This window comes from Acidovorax sp. 62 (assembly GCF_002754495.1).
GTDB lineage: Bacteria > Pseudomonadota > Gammaproteobacteria > Burkholderiales > Burkholderiaceae_C > Acidovorax.
This window is the reverse complement of record NZ_PEFJ01000001.1, coordinates 1,779,817-1,805,696: the sequence shown is the minus strand read 5'-3', so window position 1 is coordinate 1,805,696 and position 25,880 is coordinate 1,779,817. Positions and strand designations below refer to the sequence as shown.

The window sequence follows — 25,880 nt, the reverse complement described above, 5'->3', positions numbered from 1 at the left end:
TCGCGGCAGGGTGCTCTCCTCAAGGCGTGGAAAGTCAGTTTTGGGAGCGGGACTGTGTGTCATGGAGCTGTATTTTTACGGGTTACCGAATCACCTCCGTAGCATCCCCATCCAGCATGCGCCGGGCGATGATGACGCGCATGATTTCGTTCGTGCCTTCCAGAATCTGGTGCACGCGGGCGTCGCGCAGCAGGCGCTCCAGCGGGTATTCGCGGATGTAGCCGTAGCCGCCGTGCAGTTGCAGGGCCTCGTTCACCACGGTAAAGCCTGCATCGGTGGCAAAGCGCTTGGCCATTGCGCAGTAGGTAGATGCGTCGCGGGCCCCTGCGTCAAGCTTGCTGGCAGCCAGGCGCACCATCTGGCGGGCGGCGACCAGCTCGGTGGCCATGTCGGCCAGCTTGAACTGCAGGGCCTGAAAGCTGGCGATGGGCTTGCCGAACTGCTTGCGGTCTTGCATATATTGCTGGGCGGCGTTGAGCGCGCCTTGCGCTGCGCCCACGGAGCAGGTGGCGATGTTGATGCGCCCGCCGTCCAGCCCTTTCATGGCGATCTTGAAGCCTTCGCCCTCGCGGCCCAGCAGGTGGTCGGCGGGGATGCGCACGTTGTCAAAGCTGATGGTGCGGGTGGGCTGGCTGTTCCAGCCCATCTTGTGTTCCTTTTTGCCGTAGGTGATGCCGGGTGCATCGGCTGGCACGGCAAAGGCGCTGATGCCGCTGGCGCCGGATGCTGCATCGCCTGTGCGCGCCATCAGCACCAGCACATCGGTCGCGCCTGCGCCGCTGATGAAGGCCTTGCTGCCGTTGATGATGTATTCGTGCCCGACCAGCTCGGCCCGGGTCTTGAGTGAGGCGGCGTCGGAGCCTGCGCCGGGCTCGGTCAGGCAGTAGCTGGCGAGCTTTTGCCCGGTGGTGAGCAGCGGGCCCCAGTGGTCGCGCACGGCGGGTGTGGCCCAGGTGCCCAGCATCCAGGTGGCCATGTTGTGGATGGTGATGAAGGCGGTGGTGCTGGGGTCTACCGCCGCCATTTCTTCAAACACCAGCGTGGCGTCCAGCCGGGGCAGGGCGAGGCCACCTGCGTTCTCGGGCGCGTACAGGCCGCAAAAGCCCAGCTCGCCCGCCTTGGCGATGGCCTCTTTGGGGAAGATGCCCTCGGCGTCCCACTCTGCGGCGTGCGGGGCGAATTCGGCCAGGGCAAAGTCGCGGGCCGTTTGGGCAAAGGCGCGTTGTTCTTCGGTCAGCTCAAAGTCCATGGCGTTGTCTCTTGTTTTGTGGTGTGGCGCTGGGGGGCGGATTCGGTCTGTGCAAGCGCTGTGCGGGGCTTCGACAGGCTCAGCCTTAACAGGTGCAGGAGAACGCGTGGTTGGATCAGTCCACCCCGTTCGCCCTGAGCTTGTCGAAGGGCTTGCCAGCCTTGCGCCCTGGCTTCGACAGGCTCAGCCCGAACGGTGTGGGCTGGTGCTTGGTAAGTCATCACGGCTTGGCCGGGCTGTCGTTGCTCAGCCAGCGCATCAGGCCTTTGCGCCGCTCTTGCGTCTTGCGCGTCAGGCACTGGTGGTACAGGCGCGGGCCTTCGGGCTGGGTTTCGGTGGCTTGGGTCTCGCGCTTGCATTGCACCGTGCGCTCGCGCACCCAGGCGGAATGTTCCTGCCGGAGTTGCGGGCGTTCGTGGGCAGACAGGGCACGCATCACGTCTTCGTACAGGATTTGCAAGGTGGTGTCTGCCGCTTGAAACTCTTGCACGGCGCAGGCATTGACCTCTGCCACGGTGCCCGTGGGTTTGCAGGCGGCCCCGGCCTGGGCATGGGCGTGGGGGCTGGTGAGCAGGGCTGCGCTGAGCAGCAGGGCTGTTGCAGGCCAGGGGGCCACTTTCGTCGATGTGTGATTGCATTGCATGGCCTGGTTTTAACACTGCCAACGCATGGCTTTGAGGGCCCTCGAAAAGCTCAGGCTGAACGGTGAATGGAGCCCAAGGGCACCCCCCACCGTTCGGGCTGAGCCTGTCGAAGCCTTGCACTGCGTTTCGACACGCTCAGCGTGAACGGGGGGCGGGGCCCATCGCACGCACCAAGCCCTTGGCAACCGTTACTTCAAGCTGATCGTGGTGTTGACACCCTGGCTCACGGTGCTGTCGTCAAACCAGCGTGCCGTCACGGTCTTGGTCTGGGTGTAGAACATCACCACTTGCTTGCCGTAGGGGCCCAGGTCGCCCAGCTTGGACGCGCGCGAGCCGGTGAACGAGAAGATCGGCACGGGCACAGGGATCGGCACGTTGATGCCGACCTGGCCCACGTCGATCTCTTCCTGGAACTTGCGCGCCGCCGCGCCGCTTTGGGTGAAGATGGCGGTGCCGTTGCCGTTGGGGTTGGCGTTGATGAACTCGATGGCTTTGTCCAGCGTGTCGGCAGCGGCCAGGCACAGCACGGGGCCAAAAATCTCCTGGTCGTAGATGGACATGCCGGGCTTGACGCCGCTGAAGATGGTGGGGCCGACAAAGTTGCCCTTTTCGTAGCCGGGCACGCTGGGGTTGCGGCCGTCCAGCTCCAGGGTGGCACCGTCGGCAATGCCGCGCTCGATCAGGCTCACCACGCGGTCGCGGGCGGCGCACGAGATGACGGGGCCCACGTCGGTGCCCTTTTCGGTGCCGCCGCTCACCTTGAGCGTTTGGGCCTTGGCCACCAGATCGGGAATCCACTTTTGCGATTCGCCCACCAGAATGACCACCGACAGCGCCATGCAGCGCTGGCCTGCGGCGCCAAAGGCGGCACCGGCCAGGGCGTTCAGGGTTTGTTCCTTGTTGGCATCGGGCACCACGATGGCGTGGTTTTTCGCACCCATCATGCACTGCACGCGTTTGCCGTTGAGGCTGGCGCGGTTGTACACATGCGTGCCCACCTTGGTCGATCCGACGAAGCTGATGGCCTTGATATCGGGGTGGTCGCAAATGGCGTTCACGGCGTCTTCGCCGCCATGCACCACGTTCAGCACGCCGGGCGGGATGCCCGCTTCGAGCGCCAGCTCGCACAGGCGCATGGTCACCATGGGGTCTTGCTCAGAGGGCTTGAGCACAAACGTGTTGCCCGTGGCAATGGCCATGGGGAACATCCACAGCGGAATCATGGCCGGAAAGTTGAACGGCGTGATGCCCGCACACACACCCAGCGGCTGCATCACGGTGTAGGTGTCCACGCCATTGGCCACGTTGTTGGCCAGCTCACCCAGTTGCAGGTTGCCAATGCCAGCGGCGTGCTCCACCACTTCCAGGCCGCGGAACACGTCGCCTTCGGCATCGGGCAACGTCTTGCCTTGCTCGGCCGTCAGCAGCGCGGCCAGCTCGGCCATGTTTTCGCGGATGAGTTGCTGCAGCTTCAGGAAGATGCGGGCGCGGGTGCCGATGGGGGTTTTCTTCCAGGTCTTGAAGGCTTCCTTGCCCGAGGCCACGGCGGCGTTGATTTCTTCGGGCGTGGCAAACGGCACGCGGGCCAGCACCTCTTGCGTGGCGGGGTTGACCACGTTGCGCCACTGCGTGGTTTGGGATTCGACAAACTTGCCGCCAATCAGCAGCTTGACGGTGGGGGCCAGTACGGCGGTGGAAGTGGGGGCGTTCATGGTGTGTCTCCTCAAAGGGTGATCGCGTGGGGCGCTTTCCGGCTCCAGGCGTCCGGTTCCAAGCGCAACGGGTGCATCGTATCTGTGCAAAATTTGCAAGACAATACGAATGAATGCACTTTTGATCTGCAAATTTGCACATCGATGGCTCCGCAAACAGATGTACCTCGTGCGCTGTGCATTGCGGAACGCTTGCAGCTCGGTCAGCGCTGTGGATGAAAGGACTTGGGATGGACTGGGACAACCTGCGCTATTTTTTGGAATTGGCCCGCCTGGGCACTTTGGCGGGCGCGGCGCGGCGCCTTTCGGTGGAGCACACCACCGTGTCGCGCCGCATCCAGGCCCTGGAAAAGCAGATGGGCGTGGCCCTGTTTGCCCGTGAGGCGGGCGGCCATCGTTTGACGGAAGCCGGGCGGCAGCTGTTGCCTGCGGTGGAGTCGATGGAATCGGCGGTGCTGGGGGCCGAGCGCGCGGCCCCGGCGTCGCACGAAGGCCCCTCGGGCCTAGTGAGGGTGGGGGCCACCGAGGGCTTTGGCACCTTGATTTTGGCGCCGCAGCTCGCACACCTCACCCGCAAGCACCCGCACCTGTCGATCGACCTGCTGGCTTTGCCGCGCATGCTGCATTTGTCGCGGCGCGAGGCGGACATCGTCATATCGCTAGAGCGGCCCACGCGCGGGTCGGTGATCGTGAGCCGCTTGTCGTACTACGCGCTTTACCTCTATGGCCAGCGCGAATACCTGGCGCGCAAACCTTTGGTGTCGTGCCGCGAGGATCTGCGCCACCATGCGTTTGTGAGCTATGTGGACGACCTGCTGTTCACCAAGGAGCTGCAGTTTTTGGACGCGCTGTACCCGCCCGAGCGGTTTGCCTTTCGCAGCACCAGCATCACCGCGCAATACGAGGCGGTGCGCGCTGGCGCGGGGCTGGCGGTGCTGCCCGCGTTTTTGGCCGACCGCGACCCGGTGCTGGCGCGCGTGCTGCCTGAAGAGGCGCGATTCACCCGCACCTTTTGGATGAGCATGCCGTCTGAAGCCAAACACCTGGCGCGCATGCAGGTGACCTGGGCGTTTTTGCGGGAGACGGCTGTTGCAAGCAAACCCCTGTTGCTACCGGGCGTTACACCCCGGTCGTGAGGATGGGGTGCTCACGGGTGCACCCCGTGTGTCTATGTCCTAAATCCTGCCCGTCAGCAGCAGCACGATCAGGATCAGCACCACCAGCCCGACGCCTCCGCTGGGCCCGTAGCCCCATGCCCGGCTATGGCCCCAGGTGGGCAATGCCCCCACCAGAATGAGGATGAGGACGATCAAAAGAATGAGTGAGAGTGACATGGCGGCCTGTGCGTTGTGTTGCGGTAAATGGATTGTTGGGGCCGACGCCAGTCGCGCTTGCAGGTGGTGCGCGCGCATGCGGGTCAGGGTTTTCCGACACTGGGGGGCCCCCGAAATCCAAAAAGCCCTTGGGATGGCCGAGCCAAGCGCATACCATCACCGCTTTTCCATCCACGGCACTGCCGCTGCAGTGCCCAAAGCTTTGTGCTGAAGAAACCCCACCTCATCAAATCCCCCGCAGACATTGCCATGGCCCGCGCCGCAGGGCGCATGGCGGCCGATGTGCTGCACATGATTGCCGAGCATGTGCGCCCCGGCGTGAGCACCGAGGCGCTGGACCGCCTGTGCCATGACTACATCGTCAACGTGCAAAAGGCGGTGCCCGCGAATGTGGGCTACCTGGGGTTTCCGAAGACGGTGTGCACCTCGCTCAACCATGTCGTGTGCCACGGCATCCCCGCGCCGGGGCAGGTGCTGCGCGAGGGGGACATCCTGAACATCGACGTGGCCGTGATCAAGGACGGCTGGTATGGCGACACCAGTCGCATGTACCTGGTGGGCGCCGTGAGCCCGCTGGCGCGCCGCCTGGTGGACACGACGCTGGAGGCCATGCAGGCAGGCATTGCCCAGGTCAAGCCCGGGGCCACTCTGGGCGATGTGGGCCACGCCATCCAGACGGTGGCGCACCGCGAGCGCTTTAGCGTGGTGCGCGAGTATTGCGGCCACGGCATTGGCAAGACCTACCACGAAGAGCCGCAGGTGCTGCACTACGGCCAGCGCGGCCAGGGGCTGGTGCTGGAGCCCGGCATGGTCTTCACCATCGAGCCCATGATCAACGCAGGCAAGCGCGACACCCAGGAGCTGGCCGACGGCTGGACCGTGGTGACGCGCGACCGATCGCTGTCTGCCCAGTGGGAGCACATGGTGGCGGTGACCGGAACGGGGCACGAGGTGCTGACCCCCTGGCCTTGACTAGCCCAGGCCATGCAGGCCCCGTTCATTCCCGTCCAACCATTCAAGCAGTTTGCCCCAGGAGAAAACACATGGGATTGTTAGACGCCGTCATGGGCAACGCCTCCAAGATCGATGCGCAGCAGATTCAGCAGGAATTTGCCAAGGTGCTGGCGCCGGGCGAAGTGGTGGAACATGCCTACCAGCTCATTCGCGACTACTTTGTGTTCACCAACAAACGGCTGGTGCTGGTGGACAAGCAGGGCATGACGGGCAGCAAGGTCGAGTACCACTCGCTGCCGTACAAGAGCATCACCCATTTCAGCATTGAGACCGGGGGCACTTTCGATCTGGATGCAGAGTTGAAGATCTGGATCTCTGGCAGCGCCACCCCGTTCCAAAAGCAGTTCAACAAGCGGCTCAGCATTTACGAAGTGCAGGCGGTGCTGGCCAGCTATGTGCTGAAGTAGGGCGCAAAGCGCGGTGTTTTCGGGCCATTGCCTGGCCTGCCCTTGCGTACGCTCGGGGGCATTGGGCGAAGCTGTGGCCTTGGTTGGAACTAGGCACTGGCATTGTCGCCCCACAGGAGCACACCGCAATGTCCCCCCTTATTTCTGGCTTGGCCTCCGTGGCCTCCATGATTTTCAACGCATCGTCCAGCAATGCAGGCAAAGCGCCCGCTGCGCGACGGCCTGCGGATACTGCAGAGGCGGGCCCCGCTTCGGTGGTGCACCTCAGCCCACAGGCCCAGGCGCTGGCGGGCGCTGCGGGCAAGGCGCTGACGCTAAGCGCGCAGGCGGTTGCTACGGCCGCCACAGGGGCGGGGGGCGCGCAGGGCTCGGGCCAGGGGGGCTCTGTCTCCAAGCAAGATTTTCAATCGCTGCTCACCCAGTTTGGGGCCACCGAGGCACAGAAAGAACAACTGGCCACCGGTCTGGATGCCAACAAAGACGGATCCATTTCACGCGATGAATTTTTGCAAGGGCTGGCCAATACGCAGGGCTCCAAAGCGGGCAGTGAGCTGTCTCAAGCGTTGATGCAGGTGATGGACGGCGCAGGCAACGGCGGCGGTGCCAGCCCCAGCAATGGCAAAGGTGACGGGGCCGTGAGCGCCAAGGAGTTTGCCGCGCTGACCACGGCGTTTGCTGCGCTGGAGAAGAAGGGCGTGAAAACCGTTTAGCCCATCAACGCCCGTTGCTGCGCATGCGAGCAGTACAGGGCGCTCTAACGATTGGGCTGTGGCACTGCCGCGTAGTTCATGGCAATGGCCTGCATGACCGCGCCGATCAAGGCCCCATCCCCCGCGCTTTGGGGGCGAACGTTCTGAACGATCTGAATCGCGTACTCCAACTGCTCTTTGGCCAGGGCCGCCGCCATGGCGTTGCCTCGTTTTTCACTGGGCGACGCGTCGCGAATCACCAGGCTCATCTCGGTTCCTTGAAGTGGTAAGCCTGAGTATGCGGGGCGCTGGCCCTGTGTGCCGTGCTTTGGACGCTTTGGCACAAATATAAAAAACCTGGGCCACTTCGTATGGGCGGGGCGGCGTTGGGCTGTGCGATGTTGGTGCGCACGAGCCCATGTGCCGAAGTCCCTTGCACCGTCGCCCGACGCCCGATGCGTGCGAAGCCTGTCGCGCATCGACTTGGGCTTTTCGCACGGGAGCATCGGACAGGCGTTTGCCCAACGCACGGCTTCAGGTCAGTGGGCGTGCCCGCCGTTCGTTGGTGTGGCGCCAGCGCGAGGTTGTTGCACCCACACTTTCACGGTGGCCTCCCCTGCCTTTTCAAACTTCAGCGTCAGGTCAAAGCGCTCACCCACCATCAAGGGTTGGCGCAGGTTCACCAGCATCAGGTGGTATTGCTGGCCATGGCGCAACTGCACTTCTTGCCCTGCGGGCAACTCAATGGCGGGCACCTCGCGCATGCGCATGACGTTGCCCTCGGTGGTCATAGTGTGGAGTTCCACACGTTCTGCCACTGCCGTGGTGGCGCCCACCAGCCGATCGGGTGCTGTGCCCCGGTTGCGAATGCTACGCAGGTAGGCGGCGCCGTTGGGCGTGCCTGCCAGGGAGGGGGTGGCGTAGGGGTGGTCGATGACCAGCGAACCTGCGCGGAAGTCATGGGCCTGCGCCGCAGGGGGGCCACACAGGGCCAGGGCGGCCATGGCATGCAGAGCGCAGCGGCGCGACAGGGTGGGCGTGGTTGGCATGCGTTGAATCTCCAGTGGGAGTTGCGTGGGTAGGGTGGGGCGCATCACCAGCTGCGCTCCAGCAGCGGGCCTGGCGTGTAAACCACACGCAGCGCCATCACGTTGTTGTCTTTGCCCGCAATGCGCTCACGCCCGGCCTCCAGGGCCAGCAGCCAGCCGGCACGCGGGCGCCAGCCCAGCATGGCCGTGAAGCGGCGCGACGGGTTGTTGGGCAGCAGGTTGGCGTCTGCGGCCACCAGCGCAGCGCCAGGGCCGCTTACGCTGTTGCTGTTGCGCAGCCATTCCTGGCGCGCAGCCACTTCCCACTGGGCCGTGGGCTGCCACAGCGCCTCCAGCCAGCCGCCACGAGTGCGGCCTTGGTAGCGGGTGTCCCCGTTTTGCGAGTACAGGTTGCCGCGTTCGTTGCGCAGCACCCCGGCCGCCGTCAGCCGCACTCCCGGCAGGAGGGTGGCCCAGCTGGCGCTGGCGCCCAGCAGGTCCACCGTGCCGTCAAAGCAGGTGATGTCGCGCAGACTGGCGCTGCACTGGGGGGCGGTGTGGATGTGGCCGTTGTTGCTGCGCTGCACGTAGGCACCGCGCCCTTGGGGCTCTAGGCGGCTGTAGAAGACATCGGCTTCCCAGTCACCGGCATGGCCCCATACAGGCCCTGCCGCTCGGGCGCGCACCGTGGGTGCCCAGGCCGCGTTTTCGCTGCCCGGAAAGCGGCGTGCGCGCCACAGGCCCGCATCGATGCCCTGCAACCACTCGAAAGCGCCTTCCAGGTGGGGGCGCCAGGACAGGTTCACGCCGTCTTCGATCCAGTCGCCATTGAAGGCGGCGCGCTTGATGAGGGGCATCTGGCCAAAGCGGTCCAGGTGGCCCGCGTTGCCGATCACCGGGCCCAGGGGCATGCGGTTGCGCCCGGCGCCCAGAGTGAAGTCAGAGTCTGCCGACGGGCGCGCTTCCAGCCAGGCGGTTTCGGCGTGGGCGCGTTCGCTGCCGTGTTTGCCCAAGGTGGCGGTGGCCCCTAGCAGGGGTGTGAGCCGCACGCCTGCACCCAGGGTACCGTGCTCCAGCGCCCAGCCGCGCTGGTCGGTGGGTGTATCGCCCAGGCCCAGCACGCCGGTCAGGCGCTGGGCAGGCACAGGCTGGTCGGCGTGCTGATAGCTCAAGGCAGCGGCTGCGTTGATTTGCAGGCCAGGCGTGGGCGGAATGCTGGCATCGCTGCCGTCGTGCGCCGCAGCGGGCTGCAGTGAGAGCATGCACAGCGTGGCTGCCGCCAGGGCGCAGGCATGCCTGCGCAGCGGCTGGCTTTGGTGGGGTGGTGCTGAAAGCGGGTGGGTCATCTATTTCGCTCCTGCGGTCGCAAACGGGTCGGACAGCTTGGGGTTGGTGAGCAGATCCTGGTCCGTCAGCGACTTGAGGAAGGCGACGATGTCGGCGCGCTCCTGGGCGGTGAGGTTGATCTGGTTGATGAAGTCGTTTTTGTGGGGGTTGGCACGCCCGTCCCCCGCGTGGGGGCCTGAGGTGATGTTGCGCCCGCCTGCGGCATAGAAGTCCAGCACTTCCTCCAGCGTGGCGATGCTGCCGTCGTGCATGTAGGGGCCGGTGACTTCCACATTGCGTAGGCTGGGTGCGCGGAACTTGCCCATGTCTTTGACCAACTGCGTCAGCTCGTACACGCCCCGGTTCGGCTCAGGGAAGGCCCCGGTGCCGCCGATGTTGTACAGGCCCGTGTTGTGAAACGGTGTCTCCACAATGCGGCTGCCCGCGTGCACCGTCTGGTCGTTGAAGTTGAAGCTGCTGTGGCAGTGAAAGCACTCGGCCTTTTCGCCAAAGAACAGGTTCATGCCGCGTTCAGCCGCCGGGGGGAGCTGGGCCTTGCCTTGCAGGTACTTGTCGTACGGGCTGTTGCCCGAGAGGATGGTGCGCTGAAAGGACGCAATGGCGTGGATGGCATTGCCCCAGGTGATGGGCGCGCTCTGGCCGGGGTAGGCCTTGGCAAACTTGTCCTTGTAGGCAGCGTCGCCCGCCAGCCGCTCCAGGATGGCATCCTTGTTGCTGTCGTTCACGCCCATCTCGATAGGGTCGGTGCCAAAGAGCGGCGTTTCCATCTGCTTCTCCAGCGTCACCAGCGACGGGTTGGCCCAGGTGAGCGTGGCGTTATATGCCACGTTGGCCAGCCCCTGCGAGTTGCGCGGGTGGTGCTGGCCAGTGGAGCCAATGGCCGTGGCCAGGCCATCGGTGAACGCTTTGGACTGGACATGGCAGCTGGCGCAGGCCTGTGTGCCGTTGCCTGACAGGCGAGTGTCGTAGAACAGGAAGCGGCCCAGGTCTACCTTGGCTTCGGTGATGGGGTTGTTGTCAGGCACCTTGGGGGTGGGGAAGAACGATGGCAGCGCCCATGCCCAGCTGGTGCTGGAGCCCGAGCTGTCGCTGACGGAGGTGCTCCCCCCGCCACAGCCGCCCAGGGCCAAGGCCCCGAGCAGACCGACCAGGCCTGCGGCCTGGGCTGCCATCCGCCGCATCTGCACCAGCGAATGGAGGTGTGTCATGCTTATTTGCCCTCCACGCGAAACAGGGTCTGGCCACTGCCGCCGTTGATGGGCTTGCCCGTGGTCAGGTCGAGCGCCAGCACCTTGAAGATGGCGTTGCACTCGGGGTCTGTGGCGCCCGACATGCAGCCCTGTGCGCCGCCCAGGTCTTCATTCAGGTTGGTGCCTGTGTACAAGGCCGCCAAGTCCAGAACCACTTTTTGCGTGGCAACGTTGAAGCTGCTCAAGCTGAAATCCATGCGGTCGGGTCGTGCGCAGCTCACGGTCTCGCCCGTCACTGGGTTGCCCGTGCAGCCGGTGGAGCCCAGGTGCACATAGAAGGTTTTGCCTGCAGCCGCAGGCGCTGGCCGCGCTACGCCCCCGGCTGGGTTCACCTCGATCTGCGCAAACTTGCGCCCCGCCTGCCACGACCAGGCCAGGGCCTGCACATCCATGGGCTTGGTGGCCACGGCATAGTCGGTGTGGTTGAGGCTGGAGGGCACGCCCATGGTGAGCTTGAGGCCGTTGTAAGTGCCTGCGGGCACCGTGCCTGTGATCTTCAGGTTCATGGCCTTGGTGCCCGCGTCGGCGCAGGCGCCAGTGGCATCTTCCAGGTCGATCAGCGCGACTTCCTTGGTTTGCCAGTCGTTCACATCCAAGGTCACTGCAACGGATTCGCCTTTGTCGTTGAGCAGCGCCACGTTGCTCACGTAAAAGCGCAGATCGTGCAAATCGGCGTTGGCCTTGCTGCTGCCCAAGCCAGTTATGGTGGTACCGCACTTCACGTCTTGGGTGCCAGCCTTGGCGGCAAAGTCAATGGAGATGTTTTGGGGGCCGGTGGGCACAGGGGTTGCTGTGTCGCCTCCACCGCCGCCGCCACAGGCAGCCAGCGTCAGAGGAAGTGCCAAGGCAAGGGCCAAGGCCAGAGTCGTACGGTGAGACGATGGGGTATGGGAATGTGTCATTGCAATACTTCGTGAGGCCAATGCCCGCGTCAAAGACAGGTTGGGGCAATTGGCAAAAGGGTTTGCAAGGCCGCTTGGCGCGGCCTTGGTCTGAAAAAAAGAATGGCGTGCTAGTGCACTCCCCCCACGGTTTGGGGGCGCATGTGCAGGGCAACGGCGAATCAGGAACCGGCCAAAGGCGGGCCGCGTGGAGGCGACATGAGCACCACACGGGCGGCGGCGCTCAGGGGTTGGGGCTTGTCGGGTGGCCGCTGCCGGTATTGCAGGGGCGGGGCAAAGCGCAGGTCGCTGCGCGTGAAGTCGGGTGCGGCATCGCCGATGAAGCGGCACAGTGGGCAATGTGGTGTGCCATCGGCACCGATGGCGCCTGCATCACCTGTGACATTGTCGGACGTCGTTGCACCTGCGCTGCCGGGCTCTGGTGCTGCATCCACATTGCCTTGCGTGGCCTGCATGCTGACCCAGCGTACGCCCTGGGTGGTACAGACCTCGATCATTTCCGCGCCGCCGCCAACCCGGGCCAGCACCAATGTGGCAGCCAAGGCTGAGTGCAGGCTCGCGAGCGCCATCCAGGCGATGAGCCACCAGCCGAGGCGGCGGGCCAAAGATCGGTTCATGGGCGTGCGTTGCCTGCGGGGGGCATGGCGGTCAATGTGTGCTGGGCGTGTGCCCCTGCAGCGGCACCAGTCTCATTCGCCCCAGATGGTGTACCGCCTGCGCGTCATGGTGCGCGGCTGTGGGCAGACCGTGGGCCTGCGCCTGGAGGTCTGCCGATGCATAGGCAACGCCCAGTGCTGCCAGATGGGCCACGACGAAGGCGGTGATGAACAGGCCGCCATGCGGCTGCAGCGAGGGAAAACGCTGGGTGGATGGGCAATGGGCCATGTCTTTGATGTCCTGAACTTCGATGTCCTGAAATCCATGCATTCCGTGCGGGGAACTTGCCCTTGTGCCTTGACTTGAGCACGCATTGCGCCAGGTGCGCGCAGGCACAGGCGGCTGCCGTCCGTCAAAGGCAAGGGTGCACAGGGGGCGGTTGGAAACCCAGGGCATCGGCTCACTCACCAGCGCTAGCGGAGAGTTGCGTGGCCAGGCGCCGCATGTGCGCGGCACTGCCCAAGGTCAGGAGGCGAAGGCAGGCGGTCCGCGTGGCGGAAGAGGTGCACCGACCAGTGCGGCCATGGTGGCCGCTACGGCCTTCTGCAGGGCGTGTGCCAATGGCTCTGGATGGACTACTGCAGCCTGATCGAGTGCAGCGGGGGCGCTGAATTGCAGGCACAGGGGGCAGTCCAGCGTATGGTGGAGTGCGGTGGTGGCCTGCTCCCCGTCGTCATCCAGCACCACCAGCTTGGCCGCCCCGCCTGTGGTACAGACCAACTCCATGGTCTGCGGATGAACGATGGGCGATGCGATGGCGACACCCACGGTCAGCACAAACCACGCCAGGATCAGGCGGGCCAGCAGTGACAAGGAGCGCAAGCGTTGCATGCGCAGGATTATCGTCGTGAAAACGGTCTGGTCTCAAAAGCTGGATGGCAGAAGATGTTGGCCTCAATGCCTGCTTTGAGGGGGCTGGCAACAACGCAGGATGGGGCCTTTGCGCACGTCGCAGCCTCACGGCATGTCCAGTTCACAGGATGTTGATACAATAATTTGCTATAAAAATAATAGCTGCTGGCGCTTATTAGATAGGCGCTAGCAGCATATTTTGCTTGTGTCCGTGTGGCTGCGCCCGCGTCAATGGGCCCCGGCGGCATCTGCAGCGCCTGCGCCACCCGCCCTCGCAGGGCGCTTGGTCAGCCAGATCAGCGCGATCAGCAGCAGAAACAGCCCTGCCGAGCCCAGAAAGATGTCGTTGGCCGCCCGTGTGAAGGCCTGCTGGTCAATCAGCCGGTTGATCTGTGCCAGCGCCTGCATCTGCGTGAGGCCCGAGGCCACCAGACCGTCCAGCGTTTGCGCAAACACGCCCTGGCCCTGCACCAGCCCTTCGGTCAGGTGCGCGTGGTGCATGGCGGCGCGGCTTTCCCACAGCGTGGTGGCAATGGACGTGCCCATGGCCCCGGCGGTGATCCGCACGAAGTTGGATAAGCCCGCCGCTGCCGGAATGCGCTCGGGCGCAATGCCAGACAGCGTCAGCGTAGTGAGCGGGATGAAGAAGAACGCCATGGCCGCGCCCTGCAGCAGGGTGGGGATCAGGATGTGGATGAAGTCCGTCTGCACCGTGAACTGCGAACGCATCCACAGCACGGTACTGAACACGATGAACGCACCCGTGGCCATGCGGCGGGGGTCCCACTGGCCTACCTTTTTGCCCACCAGGGGTGTGAGCAAGATGGCGAAAACGCCCACGGGCGCCAGCGCCATGCCGGCCGAGGTGGCCGTGTAGCCCATCCACTGCTGCAGCCACAGCGGCAGCAACACCACGTTGCCAAAGAACAGCGCGTAGGCCACCGACAACGCCAGCGCACCAAAGGTGAAGTTGCGGCCCTTGAAAAGCTTCAAGTCCACCACGGGGTGCTTGTCCGTTAGCTCCCACACCAAAAAGACGGCAAACGCCACCACGGCAATCACGGCCATGGTGATGATCTCGCCCGAGGCGAACCAGTCCAGCTCCTTGCCCTTGTCAAGCATGAGCTGAAGTGCGCCCACCCACAGCACCAGCAGCGTCAGGCCCACGGTGTCGATGGGCAGCTTGCGGATGGGGGTCTCGCGCTTGTGGTAGATGCCCCAGGTCAGCAACCCCGCCAGCAGGCCCACGGGCACGTTGATGTAGAAGATCCAGGGCCAGGACACGTTGTCGGTGATCCACCCGCCCAAGAGCGGCCCGACCACCGGCGCCACCAGCGTGGTCACCCCCCACAGCGCCAGCGCCGTGCCTGCCAGGGCACGCGGGTAGCTCGCCAGCAGCAGGGTTTGGCTCAGCGGAATCATCGGCCCGGCCACCAGGCCTTGCAGCACGCGGAAGAAGACCAGCATCTCCAGCGACGAGGCAAAGCCGCACAGCCAGGAGGTGAGCACGAAGAGCAGCACGCTCATGGTGAACAGGCGCACCGCGCCAAAGCGCTGCGTGAGCCAGCCCGTGAGCGGCACCGAGATGGCATTGGCCACGCCAAAGCTGGTGATGACCCAGGTGCCTTGGCCGGGGCTCACGCCCAGGTCACCGGCGATGGCGGGGATGGAGACGTTGGCAATCGACGAGTCGAGCACGTTCATGAACGTGGCCAGCGACAGTGACAGCGTACCCAGTAACAGGGCCGTGCCCTTGAGCGGAGGGTAGGCTGGTGGCGGCCCAGGGGGCGCAGCCACTGCAGAGGCCGCCTTGGCGGGGGCCTGGTCTGCGGGGTCAGCGGTGGGGTTGGCGGCAGTCATGGTGCGCCCCGCTTACTGCACCACAGGGGTTTGCACGGCGGGTTGTGCCGGGGCCGATGCGTGGTGCTGGCTGGGCACGGCCGTGGCTTGGTTGGCCGCCTTGGCACTGCTGGAAGGGGCCGTTGCGATGGCCGCAGTAGCCTTGCGGCCCAGGTTGGCGGCAATGATGTGGGCCACTTCGTCGTCGGCAGCCTTGAACTGCGCGTCGAACACGGCGGTGGCGGCCACGGGTGTGGTGCGCTGCGTGTCGGCCAGGCTCTTGCCGCTTTGGTCGGCGGTGTTCACTTTCACTTCCATCGACAGGCCTACGCGCAGCGGGTGCTCGGCCACTTCCTTGGGGTCGAGTGCAATGCGCACGGGCACGCGCTGCACCACCTTGATCCAGTTGCCCGTGGCGTTTTGCGCAGGCAGCAGCGCAAAGGCCGCGCCCGTGCCAGCACCCAGCCCGGTCACCGTGCCGTGGTAGACCACTTTGGTGCCGTACACGTCGGCTTCCAGCTCAGCGGTCTGGCCGATGCGCAGGGTTTGCAACTGGCTTTCCTTGAAATTCGCGTCCACCCACAGGTCATGCAGCGGCACCAGCGTCATCAGCGGGGCACCTGCCTGCACGCGCTGGCCCACTTGCACGCCGCGCTTGGCCACATGGCCATCGAGCGGGGCCACCAACTGGGCGCGCTGCACGGCCAGATAGGCCTCGCGCACACGGGCGGCGGCGCGCTGCACGTTGGGGTGCTGTTCGATGGAGGTGCCTTCGGTCTGCGTCTGGCTGGCCACCAGTTGCTCTTGTGCGGCCACCACGGCGGCCTGGGCGGCGGCCACGGTGCTCTTGGCCGCAGTCAGTTGGGCGTTGGCGTGCTGGAACTCTTCCTTGCCCACGGCGCCGCTGACCATCAGCGGGGCGCGGCGGGTCACGTCGTCCTGCATGCGGGCGGCGTCGGCCTGGGCGCGGGCCAGGTCGGCGCTGCGCAGGCTTACCTGGGCCTTGAGGGTGGAGTTGTTGGCAAACAGCGTGCGGACTTCGCGCACGGTCTGGGCGAGCTGGGCCTCGGCTTGCTCCAGCGCCACGCGGGCATCGGCCGGGTCCAGCTTGACGAGCAACTGGCCCGCCTTCACAAAGTCGGTGTCGTCGGCGCCGATGGACACCACGGTGCCGCCGATCTGCGGCGTGATCTGCACCACGTTGCCTGCCACGTAGGCGTTGTCGGTGGTTTCGATATGGCGGCCGTTGGCCCAGTGCCAGCCGCCCCAGCCGAGGGCAGCGATGGCCACAGCGGCGGCAATGAGGGTGAGGCCCCGGCGGCGGGCGGTGTTGGCTTCGTTGGCGGTGAGGGGTTCGCTGGCAGCGGTCATGGCAGTGGTCTTTCGGGAATGTGTTGTTTATGGTTTTGTTTGTTTTCCTCCAACCGTTCGGGCTGAGCTTGTCGAAGCCTTGCGCGGCGCTTCGACAGGCTCAGCGTGAACGGGTGGGGTGTGCATGAAGGGGCGTTGAGTGGCTTTCTGCGTTGGACTTTTGCGCTTATTTCGCAGCGGTGCGCAGCACCGCCGTGTCATCGGTCCAGCCGCCGCCCAATGCCTTCATCAGCACCAGGCGCGTGTCCAGCTGGCGGGCCCGCAGGTCTACGGCCAGGCGGCGTTGGGCCAGTACCTGGCTTTCGGTGCTCAGCACCACCAGGTAGTTGCCCAGGCCCGCGCGGTAGCGGTCTTGGGCAAAGCGGTAGGCTTTTTCAGCGCTGGCCACAGCGTCGTCTTGCAGTGCCTGCTGGCGGGTGAGCGACTGGATGGAGGCCACGGCGTCGCCCGCTTCCTTCACGGCATCGAGCACGGCGCCGTTGTATTGGGCGATGGCGGCGTCCAGCTCTGCCTGGCGGCCCCCCAGTTGGGCGCGCAGGCGGCCACCGTCAAAAATGGGCAGGCGCAGCGCAGGTGTCACGCCCATCTGGCGCGAGCTGCCGTTGAACACCTTGTCCAGCCCCAGCGCATTCAGGCCCACAAACGCGCCAATGTTGATGTTGGGGTAGAACTCGCTCTTGGCGCTGTTCACCCCCTGGGTGGCGGCCTCTACCCGCCAGCGGGCTGCCACCACGTCAGGGCGGCGGCCCAGTAGGTCTGCGCCCAGGGTGTCGGGCACCGCAGTGGGTTGCAGTGTGGTGAGCCGGGGCGTCAGTGCAGGCAAGGCATCGGGTGCCTGGCCCGTCAGCACGGCCAATTGGCGGCGGCCCAGGGTGATTTGTTCTTCCAGTGCTTCGATCTGGGTGCGGGCGTCGGGCACGGCGCCCTGGGCCTGGGTCAACTCGACCTGGCTGTCGAGGCCTGCGGCGGTGCGCTCTTGGGTGAGCTTGCGCTGTTCCTCGCGCTGCTCCAGCGCACGCACGGCCACATCGCGCTGGGCCACCAGCCGGGCCAGGGCCACGTAGCTGCGGCCGACCTGGGCGGCCAGGGTGTTGGCGGCAGCGGCCGCATCGGCCTGGGCGGCGCGGGCCTGGCCCAGGGCGGCTTGCAGTTCTGCAGCGTGCTGGCCAAAAAAGTCGGGCGTCCAGCTCAGCGATGCCTGCACGGTGCCGCTGTTGTAAGTGTTGCCAGCCACGGGGGCGGGCACCAGGCCGTTGGCGGTGTAGCGCTGGCGGGTGGCATCTACGCCCAGGGTGGCCTGCGGGCCGTTGGCGGCCTCGCGCACCTGGCTCAGGGCCACAGCCTGTTCCAGGCGGGCGCGGCTTACGGCCAGGCTGGGGTTGCCTTGCAGGGCCTGGTCGATCAGGGTGTTGAGCTGCGCATCGCCCAGCGTGGTCCACCACTGGGCGGGGGCAACGGTCTCCGTGCCTGCGTTCAGGCCCAGGGCCGCTGGGGTGGTTTGCGCCAGTGGCGTGTGGCTGGGGCCAGGGCTTGCGCAGCCGACCAGGAAGATGGCTGCCGCCAGGGCCAATGCCGACACAGCGAAGTGGGCCAACAGGGCTGAGCGGGTAGATGGCAGGGAGTTTATTGGGGTGTTCACGGGATTCTCCAGAATGGTTTTGAGATGTTGTGTGGAGGAAAGCGGTGCGTATGGCGCAGGAGCTGGGGCTGTAAGCGTCAGTCGGCGTCTGCGTTGCGCTGTTGGCGCAGTGCTTCTCCGTTCGCCAACATGCGGCGCAGCAGGCTCAGCAGCAGTTGCCACTCGCCGTGGCTGAAGTCGCTCAGGTGGCCGTTGAGCACATCGGCCAGCACCGGGGGCACCAGCGCGGCAATGCGCTGGCCTTCGGCTGTGAGCTTGAGCTGCACCACGCGCCGATCGACCGTGGAGCGCTCGCGCACCACCAGGCCCTTGGCTTCCATGCGGTCCAGCGACCGGGTCATGGAGGCGGGGTCGGTCTCCAGGTCACGCGCCAGGCTGGCCACGGTGGTTTGTTCGTAAAGCGACAGCTTGAACAGCGGCATCCATTGGGCATAGGTCAGCCCGTGTATGGCCAGGTGCGCATCGGCCTGGGTGCGTATGGACGACATCACCTTGCGCATCAGGTAGCCCACGCTGTTTTCAGGCTGAAGCTGATGGGCTTGGTAGTGCTCGGCGCTGTAAAAGCCGGGCGCAGACGCTGGGGCTCTGGGGGTGTCGGAGGCGGAAGTCATGGGGATGGAATTTAATTGACTAGACAATTATTGTTTTGTCATTCAATTAATTCCCGATCCCTGTCTAGGGCCTTTGGGGTGCGTCTTGTGGGTGGGGTTGAGCCCACGCTTAAAGTTTTTGCTATTGATTTAATAGCTGTTTGCGCTTATCTATCAAGCGCTAGAGACCAAAATGATTTGGTCTTTGTGTCAGGGGTGCGCAGTTCGGGGGCGTGAGCGGCTGCGTTACCCCCTGTCCGGCTGTCAGGCCAGGGCCGCTTCCTCCAGCAGCCGCTCGCGCACCTCTTGCGCCGCCTGCACCATGTGGCGCAGGGCGGCTTCGGTCTCGGGCCAGCCCCGGGTTTTGAGGCCGCAGTCGGGGTTCACCCACAGGTGCTCCACGGGCACGACCTCGGCGGCTTTTTCGAGCAGCGCGGCCATCTCTTGTACGCTGGGCACGCGGGGCGAGTGGATGTCGTACACGCCAGGGCCGATCTCGTTGGGGTAGCGGAAATCTCCGAACCCCTGCAGCAGCTCCATGTCCGAGCGGCTCGTCTCAATCGTGATCACATCCGCGTCCATGGCCGCGATGGCGGGCAGGATGTCGTTGAACTCGCTGTAGCACATGTGGGTGTGGATCTGCGTATCGTTGCGCACGCCGCTGGCGCTGATGCGGAAGGCGCGGGTGGCACGGTCGAGGTAGCTCTTCCACCCCGCACGGCGCAGCGGCAGGCCCTCGCGGATAGCGGGCTCGTCGATCTGGACGATGGCGATGCCTGCGGCTTCCAGGTCGCACACTTCGTCGCGAATCGCCCAGGCGATCTGGTCGGCCGTGGTGGCGCGGGGCTGGTCGTCGCGCACAAAGCTCCACTGCAAGATGGTGATGGGGCCGGTGAGCATGCCTTTCATGGGCTTGGCGGTGAGGCTCTGCGCGTACTGTGTCCAGCCCACCGTCATGGGCGCGGGGCGGGCCACATCGCCGTAGATGATGGGCGGCTTCACGCAGCGCGAGCCGTAGCTTTGTACCCAGCCGTTGGCGGTGAAGGCAAAGCCGTCGAGCTGCTCGCCAAAGTATTCGACCATGTCGTTGCGCTCGGCTTCGCCGTGCACCAGCACGTCCAGCCCCAAGGCTTCCTGCTTGCGCACGGCCAAGGCAATTTCAGCTTCCATCTTCTGTTGGTAGTGGGCCGCATCCAGTGCCCCGCGCTTGAAGGCGGCGCGTGCGGCGCGGATCTCCGCCGTCTGCGGGAACGAGCCAATCGTGGTGGTGGGCAACAGCGGCAGCCTCAGCCGTGCGCGCTGGGCCTTTTGCCGGGCGGGGAAGGCGCTGGCGCGCTGGTCGGCCCCTGGCGCGGCCGCGGCAATGCGGGCCGCCACGGTGGCGCGGTGCACACGCGGGCTGGCGCGGCGGGCGGCCAGGGCGGTGCGGGCGGCGTGCAGTTCGTCGTTCACCGCCGCTTCGCCTTGCGACAAGGCGGTGGCAAGCACGCGCAGCTCGTCCAGTTTTTCCACCGCAAACGCCAGCCACGACTTCACCTCGGCGTCCAGCTGTGTTTCGGCCTCTAAGCTGAACGGCACATGCAGCAGCGAGCACGACGGTGCCAGCCACAGCTCGCCCTGGTGCTTGTCGGCCACGGGGCGCAGCTTTTGCAGCGCCGCATCCAGATCGGTGCGCCAGATGTTGCGGCCGTCCACGATGCCCACCGACAGCACTTTGTGCGACGGCAACCAGTCGGCCACGCCCACCAGCTCGTCGGGCGCGCGCACGGCATCCACATGCAGGCCTGCCACGGGCAGCTGGCAAGCCAGGCGCAGGTTTTCTGCCAGGGGCGAGAAGTAGGTGGCTAGCAGCAGCTTGGGCGCACTGCGTGCCAGTTGCCAGTAGCTGGGCTCAAAGGCGTGGCGCCACGGATCGGGCAGGTCCAGACCCAGGATGGGCTCGTCGATCTGCACCCATTCCACACCCTGGGCCTTCAGGCGTGCCAGCACGGTTTCGTACACCGGTAGCAGTTGCTCCAGCAGGCTGAAGCGGTCAAAGCCCGCCGCCTTGGATTTGCCCAGCCACAAAAAGCTCAGCGGCCCCAGCAGCACGGCTTTGACGCGGTGGCCCAGCGCCTGGGCCTCGGCCACTTCGGCAAACAGGCGCTCGCTGGCCAGGTGGAACTGGGTGTGGGCGCTGAACTCGGGCACGAGGTAGTGGTAGTTGGTGTCAAACCATTTGGTCATCTCCAGCGCGGGTTGGCCGGTGGTGTGGTGCTGGGCTGTGCAACCGGCGCTGCAGCCTTGGTGGTTTTCAGCTTGGGCCGACACGCCCCGGGCCATAGCAAAGTAGCGCGCCAGCTCGGGCGCTTGGGCGTCAAAGCCAAAACGCGCAGGCTCGCAGCCCAGCAGCTGGATGTGGTTGGCTACGTGGTCGTACAGAGCAAAGTCGCCCACGCTCACAAAGCCGAGGCCCGCGTCGGCCTGCGCCTGCCAGTGTTGCTGGCGCAGCTGGGCGGCGGTGGCCTGCAGCTCGGCCTCGGTGCTGTCGCCCCGCCAGAAGGATTCGAGCGCGAATTTCAGCGCACGCTGCGCCCCCATGCGCGGAAAGCCCAGGGTGTGCGTGCGCACGGGGCGGCGGGTGGCGGCTGTTACGGCGACTGCGGCGAGCGACATGGTGATTTCCTTCTTCTGAATGGAGCAATGCAATGAAGGCACCGATGGTCGCGCGGGCTCGTTTATTATTCAAACGAAAGTTTTAATTGATCAACTTGAAAATTAATAATGAACCAGTCGATCCTGGAAGTGCGCCACTTGCGCACGCTGGTGGCCCTGCGCGACAGCGGCAGCCTGGTGCGGGCCGCGCAGTTGCTCAACCTCACGCAGTCGGCGCTGTCGCACCAGATCAAGCTGCTGGAAGACCGCTACGGCCAGCCGCTGTTTGAGCGCAAATCGGTGCCGCCGCAGTTCACCGCCGTGGGCGAACGCCTGCTGGCCCTGGCCGATGCCATGCTGCCGCAGGTGGAAGGGGCTGAGCGTGACATCGCCCGCCTGGTGCTGGGGCAGGGTGGGCAGATGCGCATTGCGGTGGAGTGCCACACCTGTTTTGACTGGCTGATGCCCGCCATGGATGCGTTTCGCACCCGCTGGCCCGAGGTGGAGTTGGACATCGTGAGCGGCTTCCATGCCGACCCCGTGGGCCTGCTGCACCAGGGCCGGGCCGATGTGGCCATCGTGTCCGAGGTGGATGCCGACGAGGCGGGCGTGGACTACCACGCGCTGTTTGGCTTCGAGATCCGCGCGCTGCTGGCCAACACGCACCCGCTGGTGGCCAAGCCGCACCTGGTGGCGCAGGACTTTGCCGACCAGACCATCATCACCTACCCCGTGCCCGACGAAATGCTCGATTTGATCCGCCAGGTGCTGGAGCCCGCGGGCGTGCGCCCCCCGCGCCGCACCACCGAGCTGACGGTGGCCATGCTGCAGCTGGTGGCCAGCGGGCGCGGCGTGGCGGCGCTGCCGCTGTGGGCGGTGCAGAGCTATCTGGACCGGGGATACGTGACTGCCAGACCGATTGGCGATAAAGGCCTGCGCGGCGAGCTGCACGCCGCCTGCCTGCCCAGCCTGTCGGCCAAGCCGTACCTGCAGGACTTTGTGCAGGTGACGCGCGAGACGAGTTTTGTGACGCTCAAAGGCGTGGAGCTGCTGTGATGGCGTGCAGGGTTTGGCACGGATGTTGCAGAACGCGTTGGGCGTGAAATTTGTATTTCATGCGCCCATAATGGCCGTCCACACCACCTCCGCGTCCTCCTTTTTGCTCGAACACCCATGCCACACCAGTCCACTGCCCCTTCTGTGATCCGCCCCCTTATGGCCGCCTTGGCCATGGCCTTTGCGCTGGCCGCCCAGGCTGCGCCCGTGGCCGATGTGCACGCCCTGGCCCAGCAAGAGCAGCAGCCGCTGCTTGACACCCTGCGTGACCTGGTGCACATCGAGTCGGGCAGCAAGGACATCGAGGGGCTCAACCAGATTGCTGAGCGCATTGCCGGCCAGCTCAAGCAACTGGGCGGCACGGTGGACGTGCTGCAGACCAGCGATATCTACCGCCTGGACGACACCCCCGAGAAGGTGGGCCCTGCCGTGCAGGCCGTGTTCAAGGGCACGGGCAGCAAGAAGATCATGCTCATCGCGCACATGGACACTGTGTACCTGAAAGGCATGCTCAAAGGCCAGCCGTTCCGCATCGATGGCAACAAGGCCTACGGCCTGGGCATTTCAGACGACAAGCAGGGCATTGCCCTGATCTTGCACACCATCGCTGTGCTGCAAAAGCTCAACTTCAAGGACTACGGCACGCTCACCGTGCTGATCAATGGCGATGAAGAAATCAGCTCGCCCGGCTGGCGCAGCACCATCACCCGTGTGGCGGTCGAGCAGGACGTGGTGTTTTCGTTTGAAGGCGGAGGCACCGACGGCACGCTGCGCCTGGCCACCAGCGGCATTGGGGCGGCTTACCTCACGGTGCAAGGCAAGGCGTCGCACGCCGGGGCCAAGCCCGAGGATGGCGTGAACGCGCTGTATGAGCTGTCGCACCAGTTGCTGCAGATGAAGGATTTGTCCAAAGCCGACGAGGGGCTCAAGCTGAACTGGACGGTGTCCAAGGCAGGCACCAACCGCAACGTGATCCCGGCCGAGGCCACCGCCCAGGCCGATGCGCGCGCGCTGCGCGTGGCCGATTTCGACGGGCTGGAGAAAAGCCTGCAAGAGAAGGTCAAGAGCAAGCTGCTGCCCGCATCCAAGGTGGATGTGAAGTTTGAAGTGCGCCGCCCGCCTCTGGAGGCCAACGATGCATCGCGCCGCGTGGCGGGCTATGGCAAGGTGATTTACCAAGAACTGGGCATGTCGCTGAACGTGGTGGAAAAAGCCACCGGCGGCGGCACCGATGCAGCGTTTGCCGCGCTCAAAACCAAGGGCGCGGTGGTAGAGGGCATGGGCCTGTCGGGCTACGGCGCGCACTCCAACGACGCCGAGTACGTGCAGATCAACACCATCGTGCCCCGCCTGTACCTGGCTGCGCGCATGGTGATGGACATCTCGCGCGGCGTGCTGAAGTGATGGGGACTGGTGGCTGAAGCGGGGGGGCGCATGCCCGCCATGCGCCCTTGTTGCCCCCTGTTCAACCCCACCGGCCTGTCCGCGTGGGGTTTTTTGCTGCCTGCCAGGGCACCGCTGGGCGCGGCGGCCCGCTCTGAGCGGCACGCCCATGTTGTTTTTTTGCTATGAATTAAATAGCTGCTAGCGCTTGTATTTAAAGCGCTACAGCCTGTTTTTGTTTCAAATCCTAAAATCTGCCCCTTCACAAGAAAGCGCCAACGCTGCGCCGGGAGGGATGCATGAGTTACACCTTGCAGTTGTGGGAGAAGCCCGCCGACTGGCCTTGGCCCACAACCAAGGCCGAGGCCGACGCGCAGTTCGAGCGCGTGTCCGACGGGCCTGAGACGGCGCAGAACCCGAAGTTTTTGCTCTGGGGCCAGGCGCTGCATGCCCGCTTTCCAGAAGACATGGACGTGTGGCTGGACGGTAGCGAGGAGGGCGTCACCACCTTCCCGACGCTGGGCTTTGGCATCAACACCCGCACCCCGCATTGGGACGATGCCTTTGACCACGCCTGGGCCCAGGCCACCCGGCTGGGGCTGAGCCTGTATGACCCGCAAAGTGGCGTGCACTACCTGGGCAACGGCGACGTGCCCGAGGAGCCCGACCTGCAGGTGCACCGCGCCCTGCGTGCCCGCAAAGCGGGTGACGACGCCACCGCCTGGGCCGAGTACCGGGCCTGGGCCGCACGCGGCAACCCACACGCCATCTATGCCCTGGGCCGGGCCATGCGCTTTGGCATCCTGGGCCAGCGCAGGCACTTTGACCTGGGGGCGGCGCTGCAGCTGATGGGCGCGCACGACGCCGAGACACAGGCGGATGCGCAGGCATTTTTTGAAAAATTTCCGCCCGAAGCCAAGGTGCGCATCCAGGCCTTGCTGGCGCGGCTGAAGGCCGCAGCCGGGGAGCCACTGCTGCAACTGATCGACGCCGAGCGCAAGGCAGTGGACGATGCCTTTGACCGCACCGAACAGACGATGCTGTACAGCCGCAAGCGCATCGAAGCTGCGGGCGGCCTGGAGGTCGCTGCTGCGCTGGGGCACGAGGTGGCCGCCTTCCATTGGGCGCTGGAGGTCGTGATCGGCTGGGAAGAGCCCCACTTTGAAAACGCCCGCTACTGGTGCCAGCGCGCTACGGAATGGGACCATGAGCCCGCCAAGCGTCTGCTGGCCCTGATGCACGAACATGGCTGGGGCGGCCCGGTGGACAAGGCCGCTGCTGCCCAATGGAATGCCGCCGCACAAGAGCAGCGGCAGCAGGCGCAAAAGCTGCAGCAGCGCAAGGACGAAGCGGCATCGCCCCAGGGCCTGAGCCTGGCGCCTGTAGAGGCCAAACCCAGCACGGCTGTGGGCGCTACTGCGCAGGTCTGGACAGGCACTGCCACCCGCGATTTCGTGGGCTGGTTTGCCCGCGAGGGCAACCCCCATGCAGCGCAGTACATGGGCATTGCCGACCAGCATGGCCGCGAAGGTGGCCCAGCGAATGCAGCCCAGGCCCGCGCCTGGTATGCCCAGGCGGCTGAAGCGGGCCATGCCGATGCCACCTACAACCTGGGCACCTTCATCGAGGTGGGTACCGGTGGCCCCAAGGACGTGCTGGTGGCCAAGGCGCTGTTCATGATGGCCAACGCAGGTGGCACCACGATGCGGGTGGACGACCTGCGCCTGGCACCCAACGAGCAAGGCCCTGTGCGCGCCTTGGTGGCGGCACTGCGCGAGCCCGGCCAGCTGCGTGCGGTGTTGCAACAGCGCGGTCTGGCTCCGGCGGCGGGGCCCGCCCCGGTGGTGCGCCAGGCCATGGGTGGGGCCGCAGCGGCAGCGACCACGGGCATGGGCCCTCCGGCGGCTGCGGCGCCATCTGGCACTCCACCCAGCAGGCCACGCCAGCGGGTGGATGACGATGAGGATGAAGAAAGCGACGCCTTGAGGGGGCACCAGGGCACCGGTGTTTCCATGCACTGGGGCCACCTGGCCTTGATGGTGGGCATTGCCAACGTGGTGCTGGTGATTGCTTTCTTCAAACCCGGTGCCAGCTTTCGCATGGGCCTGATGGCGTTTGGGCTGGTGGGGGCTGTGGGCGCGTGGCGCACCACGGGGGACCTGGACTGGTCGCCGCTGGCCCGCGCTGTGGTGGCGCTGCTGGCCGCCATCCCGCTGGTGGGCATGGCGGTGTGCACGCTGCTGCTGTTCAAGGCGATGCGCGAGCGCCGTTGACTAGGGGGGG

24 protein-coding genes are annotated in these 25,880 nt (G+C 65.4%); 7 read left to right on the top strand and 17 right to left on the bottom strand.

The genetic code is table 11. From position 1 onward, the window contains the following. Positions 1 to 82: 82 nt before the first annotated feature. The 3 genes from CLU86_RS08050 to CLU86_RS08040 form a co-directional block, all read right to left on the bottom strand. Positions 83 to 1,249 (bottom strand): acyl-CoA dehydrogenase family protein, encoded by a 1,167-nt coding sequence (locus CLU86_RS08050; protein WP_099741247.1) that lies wholly within the window; start codon positions 1,247 to 1,249, stop codon positions 83 to 85. A gap of 220 nt (positions 1,250 to 1,469) precedes the next feature. Further along, positions 1,470 to 1,892, bottom strand: coding sequence for a lysozyme inhibitor LprI family protein (locus CLU86_RS08045; RefSeq protein ID WP_099741246.1), 423 nt, complete (start codon positions 1,890 to 1,892; stop codon positions 1,470 to 1,472). Positions 1,893 to 2,081: 189 nt separating this feature from the next. Then, positions 2,082 to 3,605, bottom strand: coding sequence for a CoA-acylating methylmalonate-semialdehyde dehydrogenase (locus CLU86_RS08040; protein ID WP_099741245.1), 1,524 nt, complete (start codon positions 3,603 to 3,605; stop codon positions 2,082 to 2,084). A gap of 230 nt (positions 3,606 to 3,835) precedes the next feature. On the opposite strand from CLU86_RS08040, the gene CLU86_RS08035 reads away from it, so the two are divergent. Beyond that, entirely contained in the window at positions 3,836 to 4,741 is a 906-nt protein-coding gene (locus CLU86_RS08035; protein ID WP_099741244.1) for a LysR family transcriptional regulator, read from the top strand. A 39-nt stretch (positions 4,742 to 4,780) separates the two neighbouring features. On the opposite strand, the gene CLU86_RS08030 is transcribed toward CLU86_RS08035, so the two are convergent. Then, on the bottom strand, positions 4,781 to 4,939 hold the full coding sequence (locus CLU86_RS08030; RefSeq protein ID WP_099741243.1) for a DUF3309 family protein: 159 nt from the start codon (positions 4,937 to 4,939) through the stop codon (positions 4,781 to 4,783). 204 nt (positions 4,940 to 5,143) lie between these two features. On the opposite strand from CLU86_RS08030, the gene map reads away from it, so the two are divergent. The 3 genes from map (at position 5,144) to CLU86_RS08015 (ending at position 7,070) form a co-directional block, all read left to right on the top strand. Beyond that, the gene (gene map, locus CLU86_RS08025) at positions 5,144 to 5,911 is read left to right on the top strand and encodes a type I methionyl aminopeptidase (protein WP_369803815.1); all 768 of its coding nucleotides are present in this window, start codon (positions 5,144 to 5,146) and stop codon (positions 5,909 to 5,911) included. 71 nt (positions 5,912 to 5,982) lie between these two features. After that, the gene (locus CLU86_RS08020) at positions 5,983 to 6,360 is read left to right on the top strand and encodes a PH domain-containing protein (RefSeq protein ID WP_099655591.1); all 378 of its coding nucleotides are present in this window, start codon (positions 5,983 to 5,985) and stop codon (positions 6,358 to 6,360) included. A gap of 128 nt (positions 6,361 to 6,488) precedes the next feature. Beyond that, on the top strand, positions 6,489 to 7,070 hold the full coding sequence (locus CLU86_RS08015) for an EF-hand domain-containing protein (protein WP_099741242.1): 582 nt from the start codon (positions 6,489 to 6,491) through the stop codon (positions 7,068 to 7,070). 44 nt (positions 7,071 to 7,114) lie between these two features. On the opposite strand, the gene CLU86_RS08010 is transcribed toward CLU86_RS08015, so the two are convergent. From CLU86_RS08010 to metE, 13 genes are all read right to left on the bottom strand, one after another. Continuing rightward, the gene (locus CLU86_RS08010; RefSeq protein ID WP_099655589.1) at positions 7,115 to 7,318 is read right to left on the bottom strand and encodes a hypothetical protein; all 204 of its coding nucleotides are present in this window, start codon (positions 7,316 to 7,318) and stop codon (positions 7,115 to 7,117) included. Positions 7,319 to 7,588: 270 nt separating this feature from the next. Then, positions 7,589 to 8,098 (bottom strand): copper chaperone PCu(A)C, encoded by a 510-nt coding sequence (locus CLU86_RS08005; protein ID WP_233194880.1) that lies wholly within the window; start codon positions 8,096 to 8,098, stop codon positions 7,589 to 7,591. Between the two features lie 44 nt (positions 8,099 to 8,142). Continuing rightward, on the bottom strand, positions 8,143 to 9,423 hold the full coding sequence (locus CLU86_RS08000) for a hypothetical protein (RefSeq protein ID WP_233194878.1): 1,281 nt from the start codon (positions 9,421 to 9,423) through the stop codon (positions 8,143 to 8,145). Then, positions 9,424 to 10,632, bottom strand: a complete 1,209-nt coding sequence (locus CLU86_RS07995; RefSeq protein ID WP_233194877.1) for a methanobactin export MATE transporter MbnM — start codon at positions 10,630 to 10,632, stop codon at positions 9,424 to 9,426. 2 nt (positions 10,633 to 10,634) lie between these two features. Then, positions 10,635 to 11,576: an MbnP family copper-binding protein gene (locus tag CLU86_RS07990; RefSeq protein WP_099741241.1), complete on the bottom strand. Its 942-nt coding sequence runs from the start codon at positions 11,574 to 11,576 to the stop codon at positions 10,635 to 10,637. Positions 11,577 to 11,737: 161 nt separating this feature from the next. After that, a complete protein-coding gene (locus CLU86_RS07985; protein ID WP_099741240.1) occupies positions 11,738 to 12,193 on the bottom strand; it encodes a hypothetical protein in 456 nt (151 codons plus the stop codon). A 31-nt stretch (positions 12,194 to 12,224) separates the two neighbouring features. Next, a complete protein-coding gene (locus CLU86_RS07980) occupies positions 12,225 to 12,503 on the bottom strand; it encodes a hypothetical protein (protein WP_099741239.1) in 279 nt (92 codons plus the stop codon). Between the two features lie 195 nt (positions 12,504 to 12,698). Then, entirely contained in the window at positions 12,699 to 13,064 is a 366-nt protein-coding gene (locus tag CLU86_RS07975) for a DUF2946 family protein (RefSeq protein ID WP_099741238.1), read from the bottom strand. Positions 13,065 to 13,313: 249 nt separating this feature from the next. Further along, positions 13,314 to 14,945: a DHA2 family efflux MFS transporter permease subunit gene (locus CLU86_RS07970; RefSeq protein WP_255408829.1), complete on the bottom strand. Its 1,632-nt coding sequence runs from the start codon at positions 14,943 to 14,945 to the stop codon at positions 13,314 to 13,316. A 12-nt stretch (positions 14,946 to 14,957) separates the two neighbouring features. Further along, the gene (locus CLU86_RS07965; RefSeq protein ID WP_099741237.1) at positions 14,958 to 16,295 is read right to left on the bottom strand and encodes an HlyD family efflux transporter periplasmic adaptor subunit; all 1,338 of its coding nucleotides are present in this window, start codon (positions 16,293 to 16,295) and stop codon (positions 14,958 to 14,960) included. 166 nt (positions 16,296 to 16,461) lie between these two features. Further along, positions 16,462 to 17,922, bottom strand: coding sequence for an efflux transporter outer membrane subunit (locus CLU86_RS07960; protein ID WP_099743420.1), 1,461 nt, complete (start codon positions 17,920 to 17,922; stop codon positions 16,462 to 16,464). Positions 17,923 to 18,011: 89 nt separating this feature from the next. Next, complete coding sequence (locus tag CLU86_RS07955) at positions 18,012 to 18,545, bottom strand: MarR family winged helix-turn-helix transcriptional regulator (RefSeq protein ID WP_099741236.1); 534 nt, start codon at positions 18,543 to 18,545, stop codon at positions 18,012 to 18,014. 243 nt (positions 18,546 to 18,788) lie between these two features. Next, positions 18,789 to 21,179: a 5-methyltetrahydropteroyltriglutamate--homocysteine S-methyltransferase gene (metE, locus tag CLU86_RS07950; protein WP_099741235.1), complete on the bottom strand. Its 2,391-nt coding sequence runs from the start codon at positions 21,177 to 21,179 to the stop codon at positions 18,789 to 18,791. A 108-nt stretch (positions 21,180 to 21,287) separates the two neighbouring features. Between metE and CLU86_RS07945 the strand changes: the two genes are divergently transcribed. From CLU86_RS07945 to CLU86_RS07935, 3 genes are all read left to right on the top strand, one after another. After that, on the top strand, positions 21,288 to 22,214 hold the full coding sequence (locus CLU86_RS07945) for a LysR family transcriptional regulator (protein ID WP_099741234.1): 927 nt from the start codon (positions 21,288 to 21,290) through the stop codon (positions 22,212 to 22,214). Between the two features lie 117 nt (positions 22,215 to 22,331). Beyond that, a complete protein-coding gene (locus tag CLU86_RS07940; RefSeq protein WP_099741233.1) occupies positions 22,332 to 23,618 on the top strand; it encodes a M20/M25/M40 family metallo-hydrolase in 1,287 nt (428 codons plus the stop codon). Positions 23,619 to 23,896: 278 nt separating this feature from the next. Beyond that, the gene (locus tag CLU86_RS07935; protein ID WP_099741232.1) at positions 23,897 to 25,870 is read left to right on the top strand and encodes a tetratricopeptide repeat protein; all 1,974 of its coding nucleotides are present in this window, start codon (positions 23,897 to 23,899) and stop codon (positions 25,868 to 25,870) included. The last annotated feature ends 10 nt before the right edge of the window (positions 25,871 to 25,880 follow it).

Bases quoted from the DNA above. Each gene is read 5' to 3' on its own strand.
- CLU86_RS08005 (WP_233194880.1), bottom strand. From the start codon at position 8,098: ATGCCAACCACGCCCACCCTGTCGCGCCGCTGCGCTCTGCATGCCATG.
- CLU86_RS08035 (WP_099741244.1), top strand. From the start codon at position 3,836: ATGGACTGGGACAACCTGCGCTATTTTTTGGAATTGGCCCGCCTGGGC.
- CLU86_RS08020 (WP_099655591.1), top strand. From the start codon at position 5,983: ATGGGATTGTTAGACGCCGTCATGGGCAACGCCTCCAAGATCGATGCG.
- CLU86_RS07990 (WP_099741241.1), bottom strand. From the start codon at position 11,576: ATGACACATTCCCATACCCCATCGTCTCACCGTACGACTCTGGCCTTG.
- CLU86_RS07970 (WP_255408829.1), bottom strand. From the start codon at position 14,945: ATGACTGCCGCCAACCCCACCGCTGACCCCGCAGACCAGGCCCCCGCC.
- CLU86_RS07995 (WP_233194877.1), bottom strand. From the start codon at position 10,632: ATGACACACCTCCATTCGCTGGTGCAGATGCGGCGGATGGCAGCCCAG.
- CLU86_RS07965 (WP_099741237.1), bottom strand. From the start codon at position 16,295: ATGACCGCTGCCAGCGAACCCCTCACCGCCAACGAAGCCAACACCGCC.
- CLU86_RS08050 (WP_099741247.1), bottom strand. From the start codon at position 1,249: ATGGACTTTGAGCTGACCGAAGAACAACGCGCCTTTGCCCAAACGGCC.
- CLU86_RS07940 (WP_099741233.1), top strand. From the start codon at position 22,332: ATGCCACACCAGTCCACTGCCCCTTCTGTGATCCGCCCCCTTATGGCC.
- CLU86_RS07985 (WP_099741240.1), bottom strand. From the start codon at position 12,193: ATGAACCGATCTTTGGCCCGCCGCCTCGGCTGGTGGCTCATCGCCTGG.
- metE (WP_099741235.1), bottom strand. From the start codon at position 21,179: ATGTCGCTCGCCGCAGTCGCCGTAACAGCCGCCACCCGCCGCCCCGTG.
- CLU86_RS07955 (WP_099741236.1), bottom strand. From the start codon at position 18,545: ATGACTTCCGCCTCCGACACCCCCAGAGCCCCAGCGTCTGCGCCCGGC.
- CLU86_RS08030 (WP_099741243.1), bottom strand. From the start codon at position 4,939: ATGTCACTCTCACTCATTCTTTTGATCGTCCTCATCCTCATTCTGGTG.
- CLU86_RS07945 (WP_099741234.1), top strand. From the start codon at position 21,288: ATGAACCAGTCGATCCTGGAAGTGCGCCACTTGCGCACGCTGGTGGCC.
- CLU86_RS07935 (WP_099741232.1), top strand. From the start codon at position 23,897: ATGAGTTACACCTTGCAGTTGTGGGAGAAGCCCGCCGACTGGCCTTGG.
- CLU86_RS08015 (WP_099741242.1), top strand. From the start codon at position 6,489: ATGTCCCCCCTTATTTCTGGCTTGGCCTCCGTGGCCTCCATGATTTTC.
- CLU86_RS08010 (WP_099655589.1), bottom strand. From the start codon at position 7,318: ATGAGCCTGGTGATTCGCGACGCGTCGCCCAGTGAAAAACGAGGCAAC.
- CLU86_RS08045 (WP_099741246.1), bottom strand. From the start codon at position 1,892: ATGCAATGCAATCACACATCGACGAAAGTGGCCCCCTGGCCTGCAACA.
- CLU86_RS08000 (WP_233194878.1), bottom strand. From the start codon at position 9,423: ATGACCCACCCGCTTTCAGCACCACCCCACCAAAGCCAGCCGCTGCGC.
- CLU86_RS07980 (WP_099741239.1), bottom strand. From the start codon at position 12,503: ATGCATGGATTTCAGGACATCGAAGTTCAGGACATCAAAGACATGGCC.
- CLU86_RS07975 (WP_099741238.1), bottom strand. From the start codon at position 13,064: ATGCAACGCTTGCGCTCCTTGTCACTGCTGGCCCGCCTGATCCTGGCG.
- CLU86_RS08040 (WP_099741245.1), bottom strand. From the start codon at position 3,605: ATGAACGCCCCCACTTCCACCGCCGTACTGGCCCCCACCGTCAAGCTG.